The organism is Natrialba aegyptia DSM 13077, assembly GCF_000337535.1.
GTDB classification, from domain to species: domain Archaea; phylum Halobacteriota; class Halobacteria; order Halobacteriales; family Natrialbaceae; genus Natrialba; species Natrialba aegyptia.
Genome location: NZ_AOIP01000056.1, coordinates 84,654 through 105,072, shown reverse-complemented (window position 1 = coordinate 105,072; position 20,419 = coordinate 84,654). Strand labels below are relative to the sequence as shown.

Genomic DNA, 20,419 nt, shown 5'->3' with positions numbered 1-20,419 from the left:
CCGACCGTCGTATTCGTATGTATATGGCTGATCAGAATTCAGGTGGCGCCAGAAATCAATTTCCTTTTATCGACCGACAACGTTCATCATCAAGCGACGAATCACGAATTGATGAGTTATTGCTTATTCTGAGTCATCACCGGCGCCGCGACGTTCTCTACTATCTCAGCGAACACGAGTTAGCCAGTATCGAATCACTAGCGACCAAGATAACGGCACACGAGCTCGATTGCTCATCATCGGATGTCACTCCGGATGATCGCAAACCAGTTTTAATCGACCTCTATCACAACCACCTCCCCAAACTTACCAACAGTGGTTTGATCGAATACGATCGGCGAAGCGGGGCAATCAAATGGTCGTTGGAATCAAGTCACATCCATTCGTTATTAGAGCAGTGTTATGAAACCGAACACGCCGATCTTGATGTGAGCGAGTAGTTGGTGAACTAGCGCTTGACAGCACGTAGCCAATCGAGGGAAAGATCCCCATTCTACGCACTTCGTGCATTGAGGTAGGGTCCCTGTTCTATGACGCGACTTGTCGATCGTACTGGAATCCGAAAGATCGTCCCGATCTAAGCCGAGTCCGTTACGAACCTCGGCCATATTCTCTAGCCAATACGCTGTTTCACGGTATCTGTAGCCCTCTTCAAGCCGAAAACAATGCAGAACAACGTGGAACCAGCCGGCGAGTTCGCATGCTTCCCAACGCTTGTTTAGATTCTCTCAGAACTCAGTAACGTACGTTGTGAGGAACAGAGCCGCGTTGTAGCAGGCATGAGCAAGGATCGGGACGGACAGGTTATTGACTCGTTCGTAGAGAACGCCCATTACAACCGCGAGCGAGAACGGGACGACGCTAAGAAGGAACACACCCTCTGCACCACCGAGATAGCCGATGGCGTGGGGAATAACGAACAGAAATGCAGTGGCGACGATGGCAGCACTGGGTTGCATACTCCGCATCAGTCGTTGCTGAATCACACCGCGGAACAGGTACTCCTCCGCTGGCGCGATGAGTACGAACGACAGTGCTGCCATCACGAGCACCATCGTCGGATTGCCTGCTATGAACTCTTGATCCACACGGCCGAACTGAACGTCGAACATGGTGCTGAGTGCACTAACTCCGGTTGCAATCCCGAGCATGAGGAGTGTGCTGGCGATCACCCACACACCCTGTCGCGGTGTCGGCAGCGTTATCGGCACTGACTCACTGAACCATCGTCGGAGGTAGAGCCATCCGGCGATGGCATAGCCCGCTTCCGACAGAATGATCGTTGCGGTGAGCGCAGCGAGACTGGTTCCACCCAGCACAAATAGGGGGATCGAAAGAGCCGTTCCGATCAGGAGAGCGGTGACGACCAATCCAAGGCCGATTACAAGCGCACGTACCCTACTACGCCAGCCGGTTTGTAAGGGAGAGCCGCTCAATTCGTCTGCTTGTTGTCTGTTATCCATTATTCTGTTGAACATTCCCGCGTCTATATGATATATTCACCGCTACGACGTGCACTCTTAGTATCCCTCTCAAGATCAATACGTTTGAGGCGTATGTAGTACAATCGAACTATTGGCGTTCACAAACTGCAAAAGAGGACTGTCAATCCAGTTCTTTTACGACTGTCGCAGGATTACCTTGAACAACGACATTCTCTGGAACATCTTCAGTGACGACGGCCCCTGATGCAATAACGGAGTTGTCACCAACCGCCACGCCGGGGTTGAGAACCGCTTGACCACCAATCCAGACGTTATCTCCGATTGTTACTGGTTTGCCGTACTCTGGTCCGTTGATTCGTTCGATTGCATTGAGTGGATGAGTTGCTGTGTAGATGTGGACCCCTGGTCCGATTTGGCAGTTCCGTCCGATATCTACCCGACATACGTCCAAAACAACGCAGTCGAAGTTCGCGTAGAAGTTCTCATCGACGTGGATATTGTATCCGTAGTCACAGCGAAACGGTGGCTCTATGTGGCACTGGGTACTGACTGAACCAAGAAGATCTTCTAATACTCGCTGTCGCTCTTTCTGCGCGTCCGGTGTCGTGTTATTGTAGCGTCTCGTGAGGTCTCGTGCATGTTCCCGTTCGGCCACTAGTTCAGGGTCGTCGGCATCATACAACTCCCCGTTCAACATCTTCTCTTTCTCACTGTTCATAGCTGTCACTGGCTATCTGACTAAATAGGAGTTTCTGAGCAAGGGTCCTCTAGTTCAGTACCCCCTCGGCTGATGTGCGTCCATTCAGCGCTTGGCTTGGCCGATCGTGGTTGTAGTGGTGACTGAACCGTCTGATCCAGCGGCGTGCGCTGGACTGTCTCGTCAGAACGAGTAAATTGATGGACAACAGCGACTTCAGGCACTAGATCAGGCGGCTCGATGCACTACTCTTGGACAATTCTGGCTTCAACTTCTAGCGGATCTCTACTGGCGAAGTGACTATGCTTATTCACAGTGCCACTAAGATGGTCTAACCCAACGCCCCACGATGATTCACCAGCGCCTTTCGAAACTGGTCTGTATTGATCAATCCCCGAAAGAAAATTGTCCCACAGGACTATGATCAACAAAGCTACTTCGACGTCGAAACACTCAGTAAACTTATAAAGGACATCGAGTTCGCTAAAGAGGGTCTTCAGCCGTATGGCTGGCCGATATGATTCAGTAACCGGAACTCGAACTCGATCCAACCGGTGGCCATGCCGACGGCTGCCCCGACGAGAGACGGATTAGGGATTCGGCCTGCGTTCTCATCGTGGCGGTGGAGCAAGTCTCTCTGGAGTCTGGACCCGAAACCGATCTCACGATGGGAAGCGGCGGAGACGGGAGCGGTCAGATACGCTTTTCGACGGTTCGAACGCCTTCCGAGAGCGTCTGGCGCTTGAAGTACATCGCCTCAACCGCGAAGACCGCCGCGGCGATGACGACGACCAGCCAGAAGACCGCGGGGAGCTGTGAGTAGAGATACCACGTCAGCATGACGAAAAACGCCGCTGAACCGATCGCGCCGACCAGTGGTGGGATCGGGTTGAGGTCGATGTCGTCGGAATCGCGCACCGTCAGCGCGAGCGCGCACATCGAACCAAAGACGACGATAAAGGCCAGCGAGGCGAACTCGACGACGGCCTCGAGACTACCGAGGGCGGTGAACGCGGCTGTCAAGGCGCCGATAACGAGAACGGCCCGTTTCGGTGCGGCGTCGGCGTCGGGGTCGCCCATCTCGTGAGGGAGAATGTCGTCGCTGATGAGGTTCTTCGCAAACAGCGCCTCGCTGAACAGCGTCGAGTTGATCGCACTGGCCGTCGAGACGAGTCCGGCGATTCCGACCGCAAGCGCGAGCCACTTCGAGATGAGCAGAGCACCGTAGAGCAGTGCCGGCTCGGGCTGGGCGGCGATCACCTCCTCGGGTAACAGCGTCGTGATAACGAATCCGACAAGGATGTAGATGACCGCCGCGATCGGGATCGAGATGGCCACGCCCTTCGCGAGCGTCTCATCGGGATCGTCGAACTGCTCCTGATCGTAGAACAGGAGCTGCCACCCCTCGAACGACACGAACCCAACCGACGCCGCGAGAATTGGATTGAACCCGAGTTGCGAGAGTCCGAGTCGTAACTGAAAGTTCGCTGCCCCGTACCAGAGCCCGATGAGACCGAAGACGGCGATGATACCCGCCTGTACGAACACAAGCAATCGCTCGACCGACGCCGACGAGCCCGCACCGAGGAGGTTCAGGCCGACGAAGACGGCGACGATGCCGATCGAGAGAAACTGGCGGATCGGGAGTCCGAAGACGTACTCGACACCGATCATCATCTGACCGTACATGCCGAACGCGTAGGCGTACATCGCCATCGTCCCGATGTAGCCGACGACGAGCGTCCAGCCGACGACGCCGGCCACCGTCGATCTTCCCGACAACTCCTCGATGTAGGTGACCGAGCCGCCGTTGCTATCGGTCGCGTCGTTGAGCTTGATATACGAGTACGCACAACAGCAGACGACGACGGTCGCTAGGCTGTAGGCAAACCAGGTCAGGATACCGGCGGCAGCCACGACGATCCCGATTGCCGCGTAGATCCCGCCGCCAACGATGCCGCCGACTCCCAACGCAACGGCCGTTCCGACGCCGAACTTACCCTGGTCGTCACCGCCGTTGTCGTCGCTCACGATCCATCACCCACCGTCACGACGCGGTTCTCTCCGACGAGCCGCGGATTAACCCGTGCAATCGGATGGACGCGGAAGTTCTGAACGCCCGCGTCCACGGCGAAGCTATTCTCGAACGAACAGATCGGCAGGCAGACCCGGTCTTCGAGCAGCCTCGTGATCGCCGCCTCGTACAACTGACGGCGTTGGTCACGGTCGTCCGTCCGTCGAGCCGACTCGAGCCGGTCCATGACCGCGTCCTCGCGGTAGAACGTTCCGTTGGTCACGCCGGTCATGTTCTCGTGAAACGTCGGGTAGAGATGTGTGTCCGGGTCGGGCGTACCGCTGATCTCGCCGACGAACACCGCGTAGTCGCGCTCGGAGCCAGAGACGTACCGGTCGACGAACTCCGTTTCGGGCTTCGAAATGACGAGAGCGCCGTGGTCGGCGTCCCGGAGCCCGCCCGCGAGCGCCTCGCCGAACTCCTTGTGTTTGGGATCCATCGACGTGAGGATGCGGAGCTGACCGCTGGCTTCGTCGGCCTCGCGAAAGAGGTTCTTGGCCCGTTCCACGTTCTTCTCGTTGGCGAGGTCCGTCCACTCGTCGACCGGCAGGTCCCAGTCGTCGGCCACCTGCGGCGGCAGCGGACTGTACTGGCGCTGACCCATGGGCTCGACGAACTCGGAGACCGCCGTCTCAAGGTCGATGCAGTAGCTGATCGCCTTTCGCACCCGGTGGTCGGTCGTGGGTCCCTCGTTCAGATTGAACCCGTAGTAAAACGACGTGTACCCCTCGCGGCGCTTCACCGACGCGTTCGCGACGTCGCTGACGTGATCGACGATTAGCGGCGAGACCGGCCCGATTACGTCGTTGCGGTTCGTCCGGAGGCTCGTCAGCTGGGTGATCGGGAACTCGACGGACGCCAGCGTGAGGCGCTCGATCTCCGGTTCGGTCTCGCCCCAGTAGTCGTCCCAGCGGTGCAGTGTGGCCTTCTTCTCCGCGCTGAACGACGCGGCCTCGAACGGGCCGGCGCCGATCGGATCCGTGGCGAACGCCTCCCTGTCGTCTTCGCGTTCCTGCTTGGGCACGATCGGATGCGTCAGCGCGTGATCGAGTCCCGGATACAGCTCCTCGAGCGTGAATCGGACGGTCCGCTCGTCCTCGGCCGCGATCGATTCGAAGGGGCTCACCCGCCACGCCGTCGGCGCGTCCTCCTCGAGCGGCGTCTCAAACGAGTAGACGATGTCCTCGGCGCGCACGCCTCGGCCGTTCTGGAACCGAGCGCTGTCGTCGAGTTCGACGATGACTTCGCGTCCGTCGTCTTCGGTCGTGGGCTCGCCGTCGGCGATCGCGGGGACGATGTCGGTCCCCTCGCCGTACGCGTAGAGTCCCTCGAAGACGCGCTCGATGGCCTGTTCCGAGCCGATCGAGTCGGCCGTAATCGGATCGAGCGTGATCGGTGGTCGGAGAGTGCCGATCCGGAGTGTCGAAGCAGGATCCGTCCCTATCGTTGTCGAACAGCCGGCCAACAGGGCTGCGCTCGTCCCTCCGATACCGGCGAGCAGGTCGCGTCGTGTCGGCCGTCCCCGGTCGTCCCCCGTGTTCTCTGCGTTCATCCCCCTTCGAGGATCGGTTTCGGTCAGGATGCCGTCGCGTCCGAGGTTTCGTCGTCGCATCGGGAACTAATTGTGACTGTCGGGGCGGAGAATTTTGGGTAGCGGGCCTGCTCTTGATGGGTGTCGACCGACCGCTATTGACGGCGAAGCCACCGGTCGAGAGACCGGCCGGTCCGTGATCGACCACCGACCACGGTGACGTCCCGCATCAGCTAACCCACGCAGCACGTTGACTTTCAGCGAGATGTCAAGCATCGCCGCCGGCTCGTCACAGATCAGGAAGTCTGGATCTAGAACCAGCACCTTGGCGACCGCTACGCGCTGGCGCTGCTCGTAGTATTTTTCCAACTCGTCTGTCTCGAGGATGACTTCACCACGGTTGGGGTCGGCGTCGCCATGAAGGATAACAATTCGTGAAATTACCGGTGAAAAAGGGTCAAGGGTTGGAATAAGCGATGAGGCTAAATCAGCAGTACGACTCTTTACAACATATGGTATCACTAGACACGATCTTCGACCTGCTCAGCGACGAACGCAGGCGATATGCTCTATACTATCTGTACGAGCGAGACGGCCCTGTGCCGATTGAGGAGCTTGTAGAGACGATCGCTGATTGGGAAGATGATCCACCGGAAGATGATTCGTGGGAGAAGTTCGATGAGATAGTGGTGGACCTACAGCATACTCATCTTCCCAAGACTGCGGAGGTCGAGTTCATCCAGTATCGTCGTGATAAGGGGGTTGTTCAGGTACAGGGTGCGCCACCGAAATTTGATGCGTTCGTGACTGTCGCCAGATTGCTTGAACAGCCTGAGGACGATTGACTGCGATTTGAAGCGGGATTTTTCTGGTTCTCCTTTCTGTTCTGGCTGTTGCTTCTATTAGTCTTCCCAGTTGTGCAGCGTGTCGCGGAACACGTCCGCGACATCCTCCTTGGTCACCGGTCGGGGGTTACACCGTAGCAGGCGCTCCTGCGTATTGACGGTCTGCTGGGCCAGCCAGTCGATGTCCTCCTCCGTGATTCCAGCAAGTTCGGTGAGGCCGCTGGGGAGTACGTTTAGGTCCTGCTGGAGCTGGATGTACTCCTGTTTGAGTGCGTTGGCGGCCTCGCGGTTCGGCATCCCCGCGGTTTCGACGCCGAAGATATCGGCTACCTTGGCGAACCGCTTGGGGTCACTCGCGGAGTTGTAGTCGATAGTGCTCGCGGGGGTGAGTACGGCAATAGTCTCACCGTGGTATGTGTGGTACTTGTTTCCAACTGGATACGCCATCGCGTGACAGAGGCTGGCACCGGCCGTGAGCCCGGAGATGGCGCCGAACAGTGCACCCAGCAACATATCCTCTCGGGCGTCGAGGTCGTCACCATTGTGGACGGCAGTGCGTGCACCCCCTGAGAGGAGGCGGATCGCCTTCTCGGAGAACATCTCGGTGAGCTGGGTTCGGCCGGCGTATACTGGGCGCTCGGCCGGATCGCTCGCACGCAGCAACGAGTCATGCTCGTGGGTGGTGTACCCCTCAATCGCATGGCCAAGCGCGTCCATCGCCGTCCTTGCGGTGAGTTCCGGCGGGAGCGTCGTCGTCAGCGTGGGATCGAGAACAGCAGCATCGGCCCGGACGTGGTTGCTCGAGATGGCCTCCTTGATCTCTTTCTCCGGCACCGAGAGGATGGCAACTGGCGAGATTTCGGCGCCGGTGCCGGCCGTGGTCGGTAACAGCACCAGCGGCGGCCCAGACTCAGTGAGACTTTGGCCGTCGCCGGTCGGTTCGGAGATGTAGTCGAGCGGGCTGCCGCCATTGGCGATGATCGCGCGAGTAGCTTTCGCGGTATCCATACAGCTCCCGCCGCCGAGGCCGACGTAGAAGTCATATCCGTTATCGGTCTGCTCCCGGACAAACGAGAGGCAGTCCTCGATAGCACTGATCGAGGGTTCGCGCTCTGACTCGTCATACAGGTCGGCATTGAGGCCAGCGTCCGTGAGGTGGGCAACGACACGGTCCGCGTGGCCGGCATCGGCGACCCCCTCGTCGGTGATCACTAGCCCGGTGGCTGTCCCCTCGACGCCGAGATCGCGCAGTTGATAGGCGAGTTCATCGGTGGCGTCCCNCGCGCCATCAGAGATGTGTATAAGAGACAGATGCCAGACGCTCTCGGGAGAGAGTTTGTGGCTGTCGGCCGAGACGGAGCGGTCGTAGCTCATTCAGGACCACCCCGATCGGATCTCTTCGAACTGGTCGGGATCGTGACCGTACACCACCTCGGCATCGTGGGAGCGTTCGAGGTCTTTCAGCGTTTGGAGACTATCGAACCACTCCTGGTTGCTCCAGAGTAGACCGGCACCCAGCGGCACTTCGTCCTCGTAGTTGACCGACTGGTAGATCTCATCGCCCGCGAACACAAGCGTTCCATGGTTGTCCAGATGGATTTTCGTCCCCATGAGTCCGGGCGTGTGTCCCGGAAGTCGAATGAACTCCACGTCCTCGAAGTGGCTCTCGCGGTTTTGGTGGACGATCTCCCAGTTAAGGTCGTGGTCGAAGTCTTCTAGGATGTACGCGGCGCTTCCCTTGTCGGTCTTCTCGGAGTAGTACGCGAACTTGAGTTCCTTCTCGTGAACATACACCGGAACGTCCGTCCCGTCGAAGTGGTGGAGTCCGCCGGCGTGGTCCAGATGCAGGTGGGTCTGAAACACAGCGTCGATGTCATCGAGGCTGTAGCCCGCGTCCGCAAGGTCGCCCTCCAGCGTGTGTTCTTGCACGTCGTGAGGGTAGAACGCTTGCTTGAGACCTTCTGGCCAGTGGCTGTCGAGGGCGTCCTCGTGGTTGCCTGTGTCCCAGAGGATCGTTGCCTCCGGATGGTCGATGACGAGGTTCCACACCGGAATCTCCTCGTAGTCGGTGTCGGGGTTGGGTTCGTCGTACTTCCCAAGTGTGTTGCCCTGGATCAGATAGTTGAGATCACACTTCAACCCACCGCGATGGATCACATCAATGCTAGCATCTACCATATATCCTTAATCAATGTTCAATAATAAATGGGTTTGGGAGACTGCTCCAGATCGAATGGGGGGACTGGTCTTGGCCGATGCAGTAGCGTTGCATATCGTCGTTATCGCAGTTCATCGACAACGGAGTGTCGCTGTTGATCGTATCTCCGTCGTTGCGACGAGATGGACGTCGACATCGGGAGTAGCTGGTCTAGTAGCGGTGGGAGATTCTCAACGAACCGGCTGAACTCGGTGGGGAATGTATTCCAACCGCGGCGTCAGAGTACGATCACACACAACGCCGCATTGACGAATACTGGTACGCTCAGGCGCTCGGCGAAGATAATCACACATGCCAGGAGGATGGTCTAGTCGTCCTGGGATTCTTTCGATGAAGCATGGCCACAGCCGTTCGAGAACTCCCTACGGATATGGTCGTACCGGAGGCTCGAAATCCCAAAGCCGTTAGTGACGGTTCCGTGGCAGTCAATCAGCTTCTACGCACTGACTGGGAACAGCGGGATCACGTTCAAAGAGAAGCTAGTGAAAGAGACAATCGTCGAGGCACTTAAAGAGATCCGCGAGCAAAATCCGCCCAACCGGATTCTGCTCGTGGCTGATAACTACGGTTTTCATCATGCCTATCTCACACAATAGCGAGCCGACGAACTCGGCATCGATTTTGTTTTCATCCCGACATACTCACCGACGCTGAACGCTATTGAACCGCTGTGGCAAGGACTGAAGCGCGAGATCTTGCCAGAGATCTTCGCAGACCGAGACCACTTCAAAGCGCTCCTCACCAAGCATTTCTCCGGTTGAATCACCTGTTGAGCTTCGTTAGTGACTGAATCGAGACATTCCTCCCAGATGTTCAGAAGTTGCGCTGATCACTCTCAGTCGTCAGCCTCGCTGTCACGAACTACTCCGACCGGAGCGCTCGTCTGTTCGATCGGTCGCTTACGCCAGACGATCGTTCCGTAGACGACGAGCAGGGCCTCAAGGATCAGCGCCCCGAAGATCACCCACGTCCAGATCGGCAGGCCGAACAGCGCCTGTGCGTTCCAGCTCGACGGGGCGTACCATGGAACGATTAGCGTGAGCACGATTCCGAGTCCAGCCCAGAAGGACTTTTTCTGGCCGGGAAGGACGTACCTGACCTCGCTTTCGTCACTTCCGTCCTGGTACTCGACCGCGTTGTACCGCAAGATCTCTCGCGTCTGTCTCGTTTCATCGGTTTCGCCGGTCAGGTAGCTTCCGCCAACAACCACGGCCGAGTTCACTGCGAACCCGATGATTCCGGGGTTGATACCGTAGACCTCTCCGTTGCCGACAAAGTAGATCCCCAGTGCGGTGAGGCAGCCGACGACGATCCCCGCGATTACGAAGTTGCTTTTTATTCGGTGGAGATACAGTCCGAAAAGGAACGCTGGGGTGGCTTGGAGCAGGAACTCGAACTTCAGTTGCACCCAACCCCAGATCGTGAGGCCGGGAGTGAACGCGACGACGACAGCAAAGGCCGTGAACACGGCGATTGATAGCCGGCTCGCGTTGATTACCCGCCCGTCGGACGCTGCGGGGTTGAGAAAGCGTTCATACATATCCTTCGCGATAGCCATTGAAAGAACCATTACCGTGGCTCCGGCCGTCGAGAGCGTCGACATGATGATGCCGAGCGAGATGAGCGACGGAAACAGCGTTCCCCCGCCGGTGCTAGCGTACGTCCCCATCAGGTACGGGACGACGCGCTCGGATTGTGACTCCACAAGCCCCGGGAACACCCCGGCCCCGACGAGACCGACCACCCACAGGACGAGCGCCACGAACAGGAAGATCGGCGCCTGGATCCGGAAGGTTCGCTGTAGATCGCCCGTGTCCTTCACACTGAGGTAGAACTGCTGGATGTGGATGTACGTCGGAACGCCAAAGAGGATGAGGATCACGAGGCCGTACCAGCCCCGCATCGTCGATGCGTTGGGGAGCGTCAGTTTCTCGGGCGCAGTCTGCCAGACCGACTGGACCTGGGTCGTGAACCCACCGTTACTAAGCTGTCCGATGATGCCGAGTAAGAGACACACCGACAGGAGCATCAACAGTCCCTGTACCCCCGCGACGATCGCAGTCCCCCTGAATCCACCCAAGGCGACGTAGACGAAGATCACGGCCGCAAAGACGACAGTAACGGCCTGATACGAGAGGATCCCACCAGAGGCGACCTGGCCGAGATACCCCATCGCGATGAACTGTTCGATAAACTGGATAAACGTTCCCCAGATCATCAGCAGCAATACAAGGAAGGCGACTCTCGGGTCGAACCGGTGTTCGATGTAGTCGATCGGCGACGTGTAGTCCCATTTGCGTCCAAGGTTTATCAGCGGCGGTGCGATGATTAGTGCACCGATCAGCCCAGCGATCATAAACTGCGGGAAGACCAGAAACGCCGCTCCGGACCGGTAGGTCTCCGCGGGGTGGCCGATGAACGAGCTTCCGCTGAAGACGCTCGCGAACACTGAAAGGGCGATCACGACGAATCCCAGCGACTTGCTCGCGGAAAAGAAATCAGCCGTGTCGTTTCCGATGTTCTTCTTCGCAGAGTACCATCCGATGGCGATCAACGCCGTGAGCGAAACGGCGGTTAAAACAACGATCACCCATCCCAGCGAGGCTGTTTCCGGTTCGAGACTCGCTTGGAGGACGAACGATCCGGCGCTCATTAGTCCCTCCCAGTCGCCTGACGTGGTTTCCTATCCAATTCAATTCCATTGTTCAACATAGATTTGGTTTGATTATGAAGGTATAAGATGATTGCACCGACACTTGTTGGCTTTTTATATGTTCCCCCACACAAAAATGAATACTCTGTTAAATTTTCAGACCGTATCGAGGCTAAATCCGGATATATAGGGATTAGATGCCGTCTTTCGATTACTACCCCCTGTGAATGTATTGTATCCATAGGCAAATATTAAAAATATTGTATTTGTGCACTCCGAGTACATGCACGCCCATTATTTGTATCGCTTTTCAGAATGAAATCTGTCTCTAAACCACCCGTGTGTAGGATTCAAAAGAGTTAGCCACTTTATCGATGAAGAATTGATCATCGTAAGGAAATACTTTCTCCGTCTGGCGTTCAACAAGACAAGAACGAACGATCGACGTTGTCTGCGGAAACTCGTCGGCGCTACTGGAGGTCGCCAGCGAGCGCGACCGCTCCGCCGAGTTCAACGGGACCCTCGCGGTCGAGGAGCGAAAGCAACTCTTCGATATGTTCATCCGTAGGCTCGACACCGGCGCGCCGGAGGAGGATACGCGCGCTCGCCTGTCCAGTTCCCTGGCCGAACACTAAGTGGCGCTCGCCGCCGAAGCGTGCTGGGTCATAGGGCTCGAAGACGCTCGGATCGTTGAGCATGGCGGCCGTGTGAAGCCCCGACTCGTGGGTGACGACGGCCTCGCCCAGGACGGACTTCCGGGGATCGACCGACTCCTTGAGGTCATCAAGGACGCGCCGGCAGACAGGGACGAGCCGATCGACCTCAATTCCAAACTTTTCGTCATGCTCGATTGTCCCGGAGACCACGAGCTCCTCAAGCGCGGTGTTACCCGCGCGCTCGCCAATCGAGGCGACGCTTACGTCGGCCTTTGCGACGCCGGCCTCATAGGCTATGAGCGTGTTCGCTGTCCCAAGTCCTAGATCATCGTGGAAGTGGACACCGACGCGGTCGAAATCGACCGAGCCGTCGAGCGACGCGAGCAGTTCCTGGACGGACTTCGGAACCCGCGCACCCACGGTGTCAGCCAGGTTGATGAACTTTGGTTCGGGGAACCGCTCGAAAAAATCGACGATGCCGGCGGGGTTGGTCCGGAAGGCGTCGATGAGCGTGACGTGGACTGTCGCCCCCCGGTCGATTGCATGGGAGATCGCCTCGTTGGCCATTCCGAACGCCTCCTCGCGGGTTGCGCTGAGTGTGTGTTCGAGGTGTCGATCCGAAAGCGGCAGGATCACCTCGACAATGTCTGCTTCGGCCTCGATTGCGGCATCGACATCACCAGTCAGAGCGCGCGCGAGGCCGATAGTCTCGGCCGAAACCGCCCCTGAGAGACGGCGTGTCGCTTCGTAATCCTTCTCGCCGGTGATCGGAAAGCCCGTCTGTATGTACGGAAGCCCGAGATCGTCGAGCGCGCATCCGGCATCAACTTTCTGCTTGACGGAATAGTCGCGATCGGACATCTGGTCGCCCTCGCGCAGCGTTACATCGCTGAGCAGCATCATACGACCTCCATCCCACGAAGCTCCTCGTAGCGCTCGCGCCGAACGCCGAGTTCCTCGAGGTAGACCTCCTCGTTGTGCTGGCCATGACGTGGGCCGGCGTGGACAACTCTCCCTGGGGTGCGTGAGAACTTCGGAACTGTGTTCGCGGTCCGAAGCGTGCCCAGATCGTCGTCCTCGATCTCGACGATGTTGTTTCGGGCCGCGTACTGCTCATCCTCGAAGATATCGCCCATACTATAGACCGGGCCGACAATGGCGTCTGCGGCCTCCATCTCGGCGATCGCCCGGTCAGTCGTGCGTTCGCTGGTCCACTCCTCGATGACCGCGTCGAGTTCGTCGGCGTTCTCGACACGGTCGTTGTTCGTCTCGAACCGCGGGTCGTCAACGAGCTCGGGGCGGCCAATGGCGTCCATGACGTTCTCGAAGATACGCTGTGAGGACGCAGACAGCGTAATGTGGCCGTCGGATGTCGCGTAGACGTTGCGTGGGGCGGCGCTCGAATGGCGGTTGCCGGTCCGCTCACACTCCTTGCCGAGCCGGTCATACGCCTCGACGTCGCCGAGAAACAGCCGGAACAGCGGTTCGTAGAGACTCACGTCAATCACCTGCCCGGTTCCGCTTGCGCCGATGTCGCGCTCGAAGATCGCGAACATCGACGCCTGCACCGCGAACTGCGCTGCGGTTAGGTCGGCGAGACTGATCGGTGGCAACAGCGGCTCGCGATCGGGAAATCCGTTGACATCGGCCCACCCGGCGATACCCTCGGCGACCGTTCCGAACCCGGGCTTCGCCGATCGAGGACCCGTCTGCCCGTAGCCCGATAGACGAACAACGATCAGTTCTCCGTTTCGATCGCGGAGCGTTTCGGGACCCAGATCCCAGCGTTCGAGCGTGCCCGGCCGGAAGTTCTCGAAGAGTAGGTCCGCGTCGTCGATCAGTTCGAATAGCAGCTCGCGGCCCTGCTCGGTGCTTAGATCAAGCGTGATACACCGCTTGTTCCGCCCGGCCGACTTCCACCACAGGGAGGTCTTACCGTCGAACGGCGGCCATTCTCGGATTGGATCACCGTGCTTCGGGTGCTCGACCTTGATCACGTTCGCACCGAAGTCAGCCAGCTGTGCGGTTGCAAAGCCACCACTGATCATTCCGGTGCAGTCAATCACGTCGAGACCGGCAAGCGGCCCCTGTGTCGTATCATCAGTCATCGGTGCGTATACTAACTATATGAATTGATAGTGAATGAGTAAAAACCCAACAAGTGTGGGCTGTTTATACGTCATGGGGATGAAGTGGAGTTCCACATGCTCACTGCAACAATCTACATTGACCTCAACGATGATTATGCTCTCAGCGAGCTGCAATCGATCCACGACGAGACCTTCGTGATGTACAAGTTCGAAGTCATTGACGGGGAGACGATCAAATTCCTCATTGACGCGGGCGAACACCGCGAGACCATCGCGGCAGTGCTCGACGGGAACGACGCGGTGTACTCTGTCGAGCCGATTGCAGAGTCCCAACTGCTCATCACGAAGCGGTCATCGGGCGTAATCCCGATCATCCGTGAAAACCATGGGATGTTCCAGCGGATGAACGAGTTCAACGGCACTGGCCGAATGTTCGAGATCGTCGTCTTCAATCGCGAAGATCTGAAGAACATCATCGACGGACTACGAGAGCTGGGCTCTGTTCGGCTGGAGCGGCTCAAACCATTCGCAGGCTATTCGTCCGCGTTCTCAACGCGTCAGGGCGAAGTGCTCGAACTCGCCTACGAACACGGCTACTTCGACTGGCCGCGGGAGACGGACGTAAAGACCCTCGCCGATCGGCTCGACATCAGCCACACCACGTTCCTCGAACACCTCAGGAAGGCCGAAAAGAAAGTCATCGGGGAAACGCTCAACAGTGGGGCCACGGCACCGACTATACCGGAGGATATAGTGAACGCTCAACCCGACCGGTAGGCGGCACCTCGACGTGCAGTCTGAGCCATAATCAGGACATCCGGCAGGATCGAAATAGGAACGGGACAATCATTTCCGAGGCTCTGGTAAACGAAGATGGACCACCCATTCCGGTCCAGAAATCCGCGTCACTGGTACTATTGAAATCCTTAAAAGCTACCAAATCCGAACTCTCAATTGCTCACTACAGTGTCCTTATTGAATACTCAGTTAATTTTGTCTTTTGCGTGGAGGGGTCGAAACACCAATCAACCACTGTTCATTTGACAAAGTATGAAAGTTATCGAAGTCAGCAAGCATGGGTCACCCTCTGTTCTCCAAGTAAGAACTCGCGAGCAGCCAACTCCATCTCACGATGAACTCCGCATCAGTGTCAGAGCCTCAGGAGTCAACTTCGCTGACGTGATGCACCGTCGGGGCACGTATCCCGATGGACCAGCCCCTCCATATGTTCCCGGCTTCGAGGTTGCTGGAGTCATTGATTCCGTGGGGAATACTGTTGAGCAATTCGAGGTCGGTGATAGAGTTGTCAGTTACGTAGTCGGGGGGACAGACGGCTATGCCGAGTATGCACTTGTGAAACCGAGTCATACATTTCGTGTTCCAGATTCCCTCCCCCTCTGTGAGGCAGTGGCAGTTCCAATCCAGTTCCTAACCGCACACAATTGTCTGTTTGAGTGGGGAAACCTCAGCACTAACGATCGAGTTCTTATCCACGCAGCAGCAGGTGGCGTCGGTACTGCAGCCATACAACTCGCTCGGGAGGCTGGTGCGGTGGTGTTCGGAACAGCAAGTACTGACGCAAAACTTGACAGAGTTCGTGCCCTTGGGTGCGACCATTGCATCAACTACGAGAAGACTTCATTTGTCGATGCAATCAACCACCTAACCGATGGCGATGGAGTTGACCTCATCCTTGATGGTGTCGGGGGATCAGTTCATCACAACAGTCTGAAAGCACTTGCCTCGTTCGGACGGCTGGTTGCCTATGGCGTAGCTAGCGGTGAGAGGGTGTCATAGAACGATCCGCATGGCGTTCTTTTCACCCAATCTGGAGCGAACTATCCGTTCACTCCACTTGCGTATCTTGCAACGAGGTGGTGACTGCTGACAGGTACTTCTTCGTGATCGCCGCGACGCCACCCCGTGCGGTTGCACCGAAACCATGTCGAGTGACCACCAACACCTTTAGTTGTTGCCTGAGAATCACCAGTATGGGATCACGGCCAAAAGCCATCCGCTGGTTCGACCGACTTTCATTCCCAATAGAGATTGGGGCGACAGTTGTCGGTCTAGCCATGGTTTGGCACTTCACCGACATTTCAACAAGTGCTATCGGCGGAGCAACGATTGGGATCGTTGGAGCACGCCTCTGGCAGCCAGTGAAACGACGATTCGGTATCAACAACGGTTGGGGGAAAATCCCTATTGGACTCGCTCTGTTCGGATTGGGAATATATAGTCTCACCTACTCAGAAGGGATGGTGGTAATCAAAATCGGATTTCTACTCGTTGGTGGATGGCTCGTGCTCGATGGTCTCTACGACCTGAAATCGGGTGCCGGAGCAACGGTGTCTGGTTCACCTAACCCGATGGAACGATTCGGAGATGCACAGATCGTCGGGCGCGCCATCGAAAGAGAACCACAGTCTGCGGATGAACTCATATCTACTGTTGATCTGTCTCGTCATCGGATTGAGGGAGCACTTGAGATACTTGTAAAGACAGATGCGGTCAGTAAGAGGAATGATCAGTATTATGCACAATTCGAAGACCGATCAATCGGTGACGCACTCAAAAAAGCCCCTTCACGGGCTACCAACCGGGTAAGTACCCTTCCTGAGCGGATACTGCGACCGTTCCGATTATTCGGGTTGTGAGCACGTCAAAATGACATATTCCGTGATTGAGTCGCCCTTACGGTCCACAGGAAACCTGAGCGCGGGCAGGAGAAGAATTAGTCTCGCGTCGAAGCGGTTTTATCACAGTCGTATTCGCTAGCTTCATCCAGAATACGTTACTGTCTGGATTAGGTGGGACTGAATGGCATGTTTTTTGCCGGATGCTTGCTTCTCCTTTCAGGAATTCTTGGAACCATCTCATACAGAGCACGGACAAAACGCTAGATGACTCACCTCTACTGACCGCCGTGTCCAGTTAGGAATCAGGGGAAACAAAGAGTGGGATTTGCAAAGTACGAGGGTGTCATAGAAGGTTCGCATACTCATCCTACGACTTCCAGACAAATGGTAAGTACAGAGGATGTAAAAAAACGGTATGAGACACGCTAAGAGAGAAAAAGACTCTTGTTCAATGGCATTTCAATTTTGGTATGGTCTCCCGCAAAGCACGCCTCCGATATATCCCGTATGGATTGGTCGTTCTCGGTCTCATAAGCGTGTGGTACGGTTACTTTGAGAGGTTCCCATTTCTTGTAATCGGAATCGCCGCTATTCTTGGAGCAGTATCTACCCTCGTTCGTGGGTATACCGCGACTAATCTTGCGATGATGTTTGGAGTACTGGCACTGTGCGGTTTGCTTGTGGGTATCTACACACTCGTCGTTAATGGAGCGTCAGTATGGACTGTCGCATATCTTGTAGTTGGAATTGCGGCAGGTATACGGGCAAGACAATACTGGCAGGCCCATCCGTGGAAACCAGAAGATACCAACTGGTAGGTCTGTTCGGTTCGTAGGTGTAGGGAACAATCCATTCCATACAGGATGGGTGAAAGAAAGGCCATGCGACTCGTTCTATGACACCCTCAAGTACCCCTACTTATTGACGACACCCATTTTCTGCTATTACGAGATCAGTCTGTGGAGTGATAGTACTACCAGAGCTACGAGTATTCCTATCGCAACGATTCTCAATACGGTCGCTAAGTATCGTCGGTCCTTTGGGAGCATTTCAGCGACCCCAGATATGCCCGAAGCGATTCCTATGACAAGCGTAGCGGCTAACCCACTAGAATGAAGGAGTTCAAAATATGCGTATATACTGAAGAAAGCGAGTGAGGTAACCAGCTGTATTCGAGCCAGTTCCCACCCGCTTGGCTCAGAAAATATCTCCATAGGCTTGATCTCCATTATAACAACCAACTATTAGAAAATATAATATATCTGTTGGTACGCACCTTGTCTTTCTGGTGTGATAACATGTTCTTCCTCTGTACTTACCGTTTGTCGGGTAGTCACAGAGAGAGAAAGAGAGAGCGGATATGAGAACTGTTCTATGACATCCTGGAATGCTGTTAATCAGTAGTGACGATGATCTCCGTCTCAACCTCAAAGTCTACCACTCTCGTTGATAGTGTCTCGGCGATCTCCTGCCGCTGCTCGAGCGTCAGATCATCACGGGCAAGCACTTGGCAAGCTGCCTGGACAAAATGCAGCACATCATCGCAGGCATTCACAACCGCTTTCGTCTTGTTACAGTCGTCGAAGTCGGCTGGGTGTTCGATAGCGTCTCGTCGATATGCATAGTCACCATCGGCTCTAATACGCATACTCGTACACACGACCCCCGAAATCCTAGTTTTTCGACTCACGGAACGGCCCATATCGGTCCAAAATCAACCGAACCTGTTGGCCTACAGAGATGAATCCGGTCTCGCGAAGTCGATCAACACGAGATCTGCACACGGCCTGCTTGAACTCGTGTGCATATTCGGGAAACTGATTTTGCCGACGTGCAACCCATGGCAGTTGAATCAGAATAGCACTTCAACATCTTCTATTCATGGTGTGATTGGTCGAACGTCCTGATAACTACAGATGCGAATAGCCCGCTGGAGTTACAATCAGATATAGATGATGTTCGTTGAGTCGTGCTGAATAGAGCGCACAAATTCAGCAGAGCCGGCTGATGCGAGTGATCGGCCGGCTACCAAAGTAAGCAACTATTTCTAACTCTTACTATAGACGCAATCAGGTCGCCTACAAGTGGAAGCCCAGCACCGAATACTTCTTCGGGCCTACTCCCGACCTCTGTAAAGAAATCCACGTGTTTTACAACGAAGTTGTCGCAGTCTCCGTTGTAGACTGCTGGTGCGGAAAGTACGTCTACAGTATCTATCATCTCAGTAGAGACATGACTTGAGCTATATGGCTCTTGAAACAGAGGTAAGTCTGGAAATTGAATTCGGATTTGTGTGATAACATCAAGAGAATTCTTTTGTGTTACACCATCGGATCCACCAACGATAACTAAATCCGTATGTGCGAGGATGTGCAAATTCTCGGGTAAATTCTCCGCTGGATCAACCTTCGTGATATGAGTGATTCCGTTCCAATTGATAGGCATTCTAGTGAGCATCAGTCCAATCCACTATGATTCCTACGATAGGCCAAGATCACCTCTTGATTAGCTAATACACTCCCAAATACCTTGGAAATAAACCACACATCAATACCATCCTCCGAGGTTGTGGATGGGCGCAGTTTCGGAGGATACTCAAATTCAACCGTTCTCAAAGGAGTGATCAGAATCGCGCTGTGGAATCCACAAAGTAGTACACAAAAGCGCTTACTCTAGATGCTTCATTCCTAAGGCACAAATATTAGAAAGTATAACAATATACTATGGAGTGTGGATCTGAACTTCGAACGACTTTGAATAAGAGATATAATATAATGAAATCTATCAGTGAGGGTGCAAGGACGAAACCAGAAATAACGGAAAACGTTGAAGTATCCCGATCAACAGTTGATAGAGCTATTGATAAACTGCAAGAATTGGATTGTACTGAACAGACGGGTGGAACATATCAACTAACAGTCAAAGGGCAGATGGCGTATAAATCTCATACAGAGTATATCGAATTAATCAATAAAATAACTAATATGGGAGATGTTATTAATGAAATATCAAATCCTGCTATGGTTAATCGAGAATTCATACGACATTCTATCATATATGAATCAAAATCTCAAGTACCTGAATCATCACTAAAAAGGGTTAGAGAAATTCTTGAATCAACCTCTAAGATTTATGGACTAGCTCCCATTCATTTACCGACTTACCGTCAGATGGTCATGGAAGCTGCTTCTGAGAACGGTTTAAACGCTGTTATTATATCTCAGAGTTGTATTTTACAGGAACTTTTTGAGGCTATTGAAGAGGAAATGCTCAAGTTCACAACCCATGAGAATATCCATGTTTTTTCAATAGATGAATCCTTGCCTTTCCCAATTTGGATAATGGAAACAGATAGAGAGGATTACGCTGTATTAGCTGTAAACGGTGTTGGTGGTATAGAAGCCACACTCATAAATGAAAATGACGATGGTATTAAATGGGCAAAGTCTGTGATCAATGAATATATGGAACGTTCTTCAATAATCGAGGAGAGAGAATCTTACCAATCTTATTAGCCGCGCTGTCTAGTTGTCGGACTTGTCGTCTCACTTCCTCTCCATGCGATGGGAAT

Annotated in this window: 18 protein-coding genes and 4 pseudogenes; 8 read left to right on the top strand and 14 right to left on the bottom strand. The window is 55.1% G+C overall.

What is annotated here, in order from left to right:
* The first annotated feature begins 23 nt into the window (after nucleotides 1–23).
* Nucleotides 24–440: a DUF7344 domain-containing protein gene (locus C480_RS23335; protein WP_152424121.1), complete on the top strand. Its 417-nt coding sequence runs from the start codon at nucleotides 24–26 to the stop codon at nucleotides 438–440.
* A gap of 87 nt (nucleotides 441–527) precedes the next feature.
* Here the strand turns inward: C480_RS23335 and C480_RS22705 are convergent.
* The 7 genes and pseudogenes from C480_RS22705 to C480_RS24735 all read right to left on the bottom strand — a co-directional run.
* A pseudogene (locus tag C480_RS22705) lies at nucleotides 528–692 on the bottom strand (IS5/IS1182 family transposase); the annotation flags it as partial.
* 36 nt (nucleotides 693–728) lie between these two features.
* Nucleotides 729–1,463, bottom strand: a complete 735-nt coding sequence (locus C480_RS19835; RefSeq protein WP_241433890.1) for a CPBP family intramembrane glutamic endopeptidase — start codon at nucleotides 1,461–1,463, stop codon at nucleotides 729–731.
* Nucleotides 1,464–1,605: 142 nt separating this feature from the next.
* Nucleotides 1,606–2,163 carry a maltose acetyltransferase domain-containing protein gene (locus C480_RS22700; protein ID WP_083873442.1) on the bottom strand — a complete coding sequence of 186 codons (558 nt, stop codon included), beginning with the start codon at nucleotides 2,161–2,163 and terminating at the stop codon, nucleotides 1,606–1,608.
* Nucleotides 2,164–2,212: 49 nt separating this feature from the next.
* Nucleotides 2,213–2,317 (bottom strand): annotated as a pseudogene (locus C480_RS24395) (IS6 family transposase); the annotation flags it as partial.
* A gap of 518 nt (nucleotides 2,318–2,835) precedes the next feature.
* Nucleotides 2,836–4,173, bottom strand: a complete 1,338-nt coding sequence (locus C480_RS19830) for an APC family permease (RefSeq protein ID WP_006667437.1) — start codon at nucleotides 4,171–4,173, stop codon at nucleotides 2,836–2,838.
* Entirely contained in the window at nucleotides 4,170–5,828 is a 1,659-nt protein-coding gene (locus C480_RS19825; protein ID WP_006667436.1) for an ABC transporter substrate-binding protein, read from the bottom strand. Before C480_RS19825 ends, C480_RS19830 begins: the two co-directional genes overlap by 4 nt.
* A 147-nt stretch (nucleotides 5,829–5,975) precedes the next feature.
* Nucleotides 5,976–6,098, bottom strand: a pseudogene (locus tag C480_RS24735) (ABC transporter ATP-binding protein); the annotation flags it as partial.
* 161 nt (nucleotides 6,099–6,259) lie between these two features.
* Between C480_RS24735 and C480_RS19820 the strand changes: the two are divergent.
* Nucleotides 6,260–6,592, top strand: coding sequence for a DUF7344 domain-containing protein (locus tag C480_RS19820; RefSeq protein WP_006667435.1), 333 nt, complete (start codon nucleotides 6,260–6,262; stop codon nucleotides 6,590–6,592).
* Between the two features lie 57 nt (nucleotides 6,593–6,649).
* Here the strand turns inward: C480_RS19820 and C480_RS19815 are convergent, their stop codons facing one another.
* Nucleotides 6,650–7,966: a hydroxyacid-oxoacid transhydrogenase gene (locus C480_RS19815; RefSeq protein ID WP_006667434.1), complete on the bottom strand. Its 1,317-nt coding sequence runs from the start codon at nucleotides 7,964–7,966 to the stop codon at nucleotides 6,650–6,652.
* Nucleotides 7,967–8,770 (bottom strand): N-acyl homoserine lactonase family protein, encoded by an 804-nt coding sequence (locus C480_RS19810; RefSeq protein WP_049904077.1) that lies wholly within the window; start codon nucleotides 8,768–8,770, stop codon nucleotides 7,967–7,969.
* A 654-nt stretch (nucleotides 8,771–9,424) separates the two neighbouring features.
* On the opposite strand from C480_RS19810, the gene C480_RS24850 reads away from it, so the two are divergent.
* Nucleotides 9,425–9,571: a transposase gene (locus tag C480_RS24850; protein WP_152424127.1), complete on the top strand. Its 147-nt coding sequence runs from the start codon at nucleotides 9,425–9,427 to the stop codon at nucleotides 9,569–9,571.
* Nucleotides 9,572–9,645: 74 nt separating this feature from the next.
* Here the strand turns inward: C480_RS24850 and C480_RS19800 are convergent, their stop codons facing one another.
* The 3 genes from C480_RS19800 to C480_RS19790 form a co-directional block, all read right to left on the bottom strand.
* Nucleotides 9,646–11,463, bottom strand: a complete 1,818-nt coding sequence (locus C480_RS19800) for a sodium:solute symporter family protein (RefSeq protein WP_006667431.1) — start codon at nucleotides 11,461–11,463, stop codon at nucleotides 9,646–9,648.
* 470 nt (nucleotides 11,464–11,933) lie between these two features.
* A complete protein-coding gene (locus C480_RS19795) occupies nucleotides 11,934–13,022 on the bottom strand; it encodes a LeuA family protein (protein WP_241433889.1) in 1,089 nt (362 codons plus the stop codon).
* Nucleotides 13,019–14,227, bottom strand: a complete 1,209-nt coding sequence (locus C480_RS19790) for a CaiB/BaiF CoA transferase family protein (RefSeq protein ID WP_006667429.1) — start codon at nucleotides 14,225–14,227, stop codon at nucleotides 13,019–13,021. The genes C480_RS19795 and C480_RS19790 overlap by 4 nt, the downstream gene beginning before the upstream one ends.
* A 96-nt stretch (nucleotides 14,228–14,323) precedes the next feature.
* Between C480_RS19790 and C480_RS19785 the strand changes: the two genes are divergently transcribed.
* From C480_RS19785 to C480_RS23315, 4 genes are all read left to right on the top strand, one after another.
* The gene (locus tag C480_RS19785; RefSeq protein WP_049904087.1) at nucleotides 14,324–14,986 is read left to right on the top strand and encodes a helix-turn-helix domain-containing protein; all 663 of its coding nucleotides are present in this window, start codon (nucleotides 14,324–14,326) and stop codon (nucleotides 14,984–14,986) included.
* A gap of 273 nt (nucleotides 14,987–15,259) precedes the next feature.
* Complete coding sequence (locus tag C480_RS22680) at nucleotides 15,260–16,006, top strand: quinone oxidoreductase family protein (protein WP_083873440.1); 747 nt, start codon at nucleotides 15,260–15,262, stop codon at nucleotides 16,004–16,006.
* 194 nt (nucleotides 16,007–16,200) lie between these two features.
* Complete coding sequence (locus tag C480_RS23320) at nucleotides 16,201–16,866, top strand: hypothetical protein (protein ID WP_152424119.1); 666 nt, start codon at nucleotides 16,201–16,203, stop codon at nucleotides 16,864–16,866.
* A 452-nt stretch (nucleotides 16,867–17,318) separates the two neighbouring features.
* Nucleotides 17,319–17,666: a hypothetical protein gene (locus C480_RS23315; protein WP_152424118.1), complete on the top strand. Its 348-nt coding sequence runs from the start codon at nucleotides 17,319–17,321 to the stop codon at nucleotides 17,664–17,666.
* A gap of 575 nt (nucleotides 17,667–18,241) precedes the next feature.
* Here the strand turns inward: C480_RS23315 and C480_RS19770 are convergent.
* Nucleotides 18,242–18,496, bottom strand: a complete 255-nt coding sequence (locus C480_RS19770; RefSeq protein WP_006667425.1) for a DUF7692 domain-containing protein — start codon at nucleotides 18,494–18,496, stop codon at nucleotides 18,242–18,244.
* Nucleotides 18,497–18,909: 413 nt separating this feature from the next.
* Nucleotides 18,910–19,293, bottom strand: a pseudogene (locus tag C480_RS22670) (geranylgeranylglyceryl/heptaprenylglyceryl phosphate synthase); the annotation flags it as partial.
* A gap of 278 nt (nucleotides 19,294–19,571) precedes the next feature.
* Between C480_RS22670 and C480_RS23310 the strand changes: the two are divergent.
* Nucleotides 19,572–20,363, top strand: a complete 792-nt coding sequence (locus C480_RS23310; protein WP_152424117.1) for a helix-turn-helix transcriptional regulator — start codon at nucleotides 19,572–19,574, stop codon at nucleotides 20,361–20,363.
* Nucleotides 20,364–20,419 lie beyond the last annotated feature (56 nt).

What these genes read in the sequence shown, in the direction of transcription:
- C480_RS19770 (WP_006667425.1), bottom strand. Translation starts at nt 18,496, where the DNA reads ATGCGTATTAGAGCCGATGGTGACTATGCATATCGACGAGACGCTATC.
- C480_RS23335 (WP_152424121.1), top strand. Translation starts at nt 24, where the DNA reads ATGGCTGATCAGAATTCAGGTGGCGCCAGAAATCAATTTCCTTTTATC.
- C480_RS19810 (WP_049904077.1), bottom strand. Translation starts at nt 8,770, where the DNA reads ATGGTAGATGCTAGCATTGATGTGATCCATCGCGGTGGGTTGAAGTGT.
- C480_RS22680 (WP_083873440.1), top strand. Translation starts at nt 15,260, where the DNA reads ATGAAAGTTATCGAAGTCAGCAAGCATGGGTCACCCTCTGTTCTCCAA.
- C480_RS22700 (WP_083873442.1), bottom strand. Translation starts at nt 2,163, where the DNA reads ATGAACAGTGAGAAAGAGAAGATGTTGAACGGGGAGTTGTATGATGCC.
- C480_RS19785 (WP_049904087.1), top strand. Translation starts at nt 14,324, where the DNA reads ATGCTCACTGCAACAATCTACATTGACCTCAACGATGATTATGCTCTC.
- C480_RS23310 (WP_152424117.1), top strand. Translation starts at nt 19,572, where the DNA reads ATGGAGTGTGGATCTGAACTTCGAACGACTTTGAATAAGAGATATAAT.
- C480_RS23315 (WP_152424118.1), top strand. Translation starts at nt 17,319, where the DNA reads ATGGTCTCCCGCAAAGCACGCCTCCGATATATCCCGTATGGATTGGTC.
- C480_RS19790 (WP_006667429.1), bottom strand. Translation starts at nt 14,227, where the DNA reads ATGACTGATGATACGACACAGGGGCCGCTTGCCGGTCTCGACGTGATT.
- C480_RS19795 (WP_241433889.1), bottom strand. Translation starts at nt 13,022, where the DNA reads ATGATGCTGCTCAGCGATGTAACGCTGCGCGAGGGCGACCAGATGTCC.
- C480_RS19825 (WP_006667436.1), bottom strand. Translation starts at nt 5,828, where the DNA reads ATGCGACGACGAAACCTCGGACGCGACGGCATCCTGACCGAAACCGAT.
- C480_RS19835 (WP_241433890.1), bottom strand. Translation starts at nt 1,463, where the DNA reads ATGGATAACAGACAACAAGCAGACGAATTGAGCGGCTCTCCCTTACAA.
- C480_RS19820 (WP_006667435.1), top strand. Translation starts at nt 6,260, where the DNA reads ATGGTATCACTAGACACGATCTTCGACCTGCTCAGCGACGAACGCAGG.
- C480_RS23320 (WP_152424119.1), top strand. Translation starts at nt 16,201, where the DNA reads ATGGGATCACGGCCAAAAGCCATCCGCTGGTTCGACCGACTTTCATTC.
- C480_RS19800 (WP_006667431.1), bottom strand. Translation starts at nt 11,463, where the DNA reads ATGAGCGCCGGATCGTTCGTCCTCCAAGCGAGTCTCGAACCGGAAACA.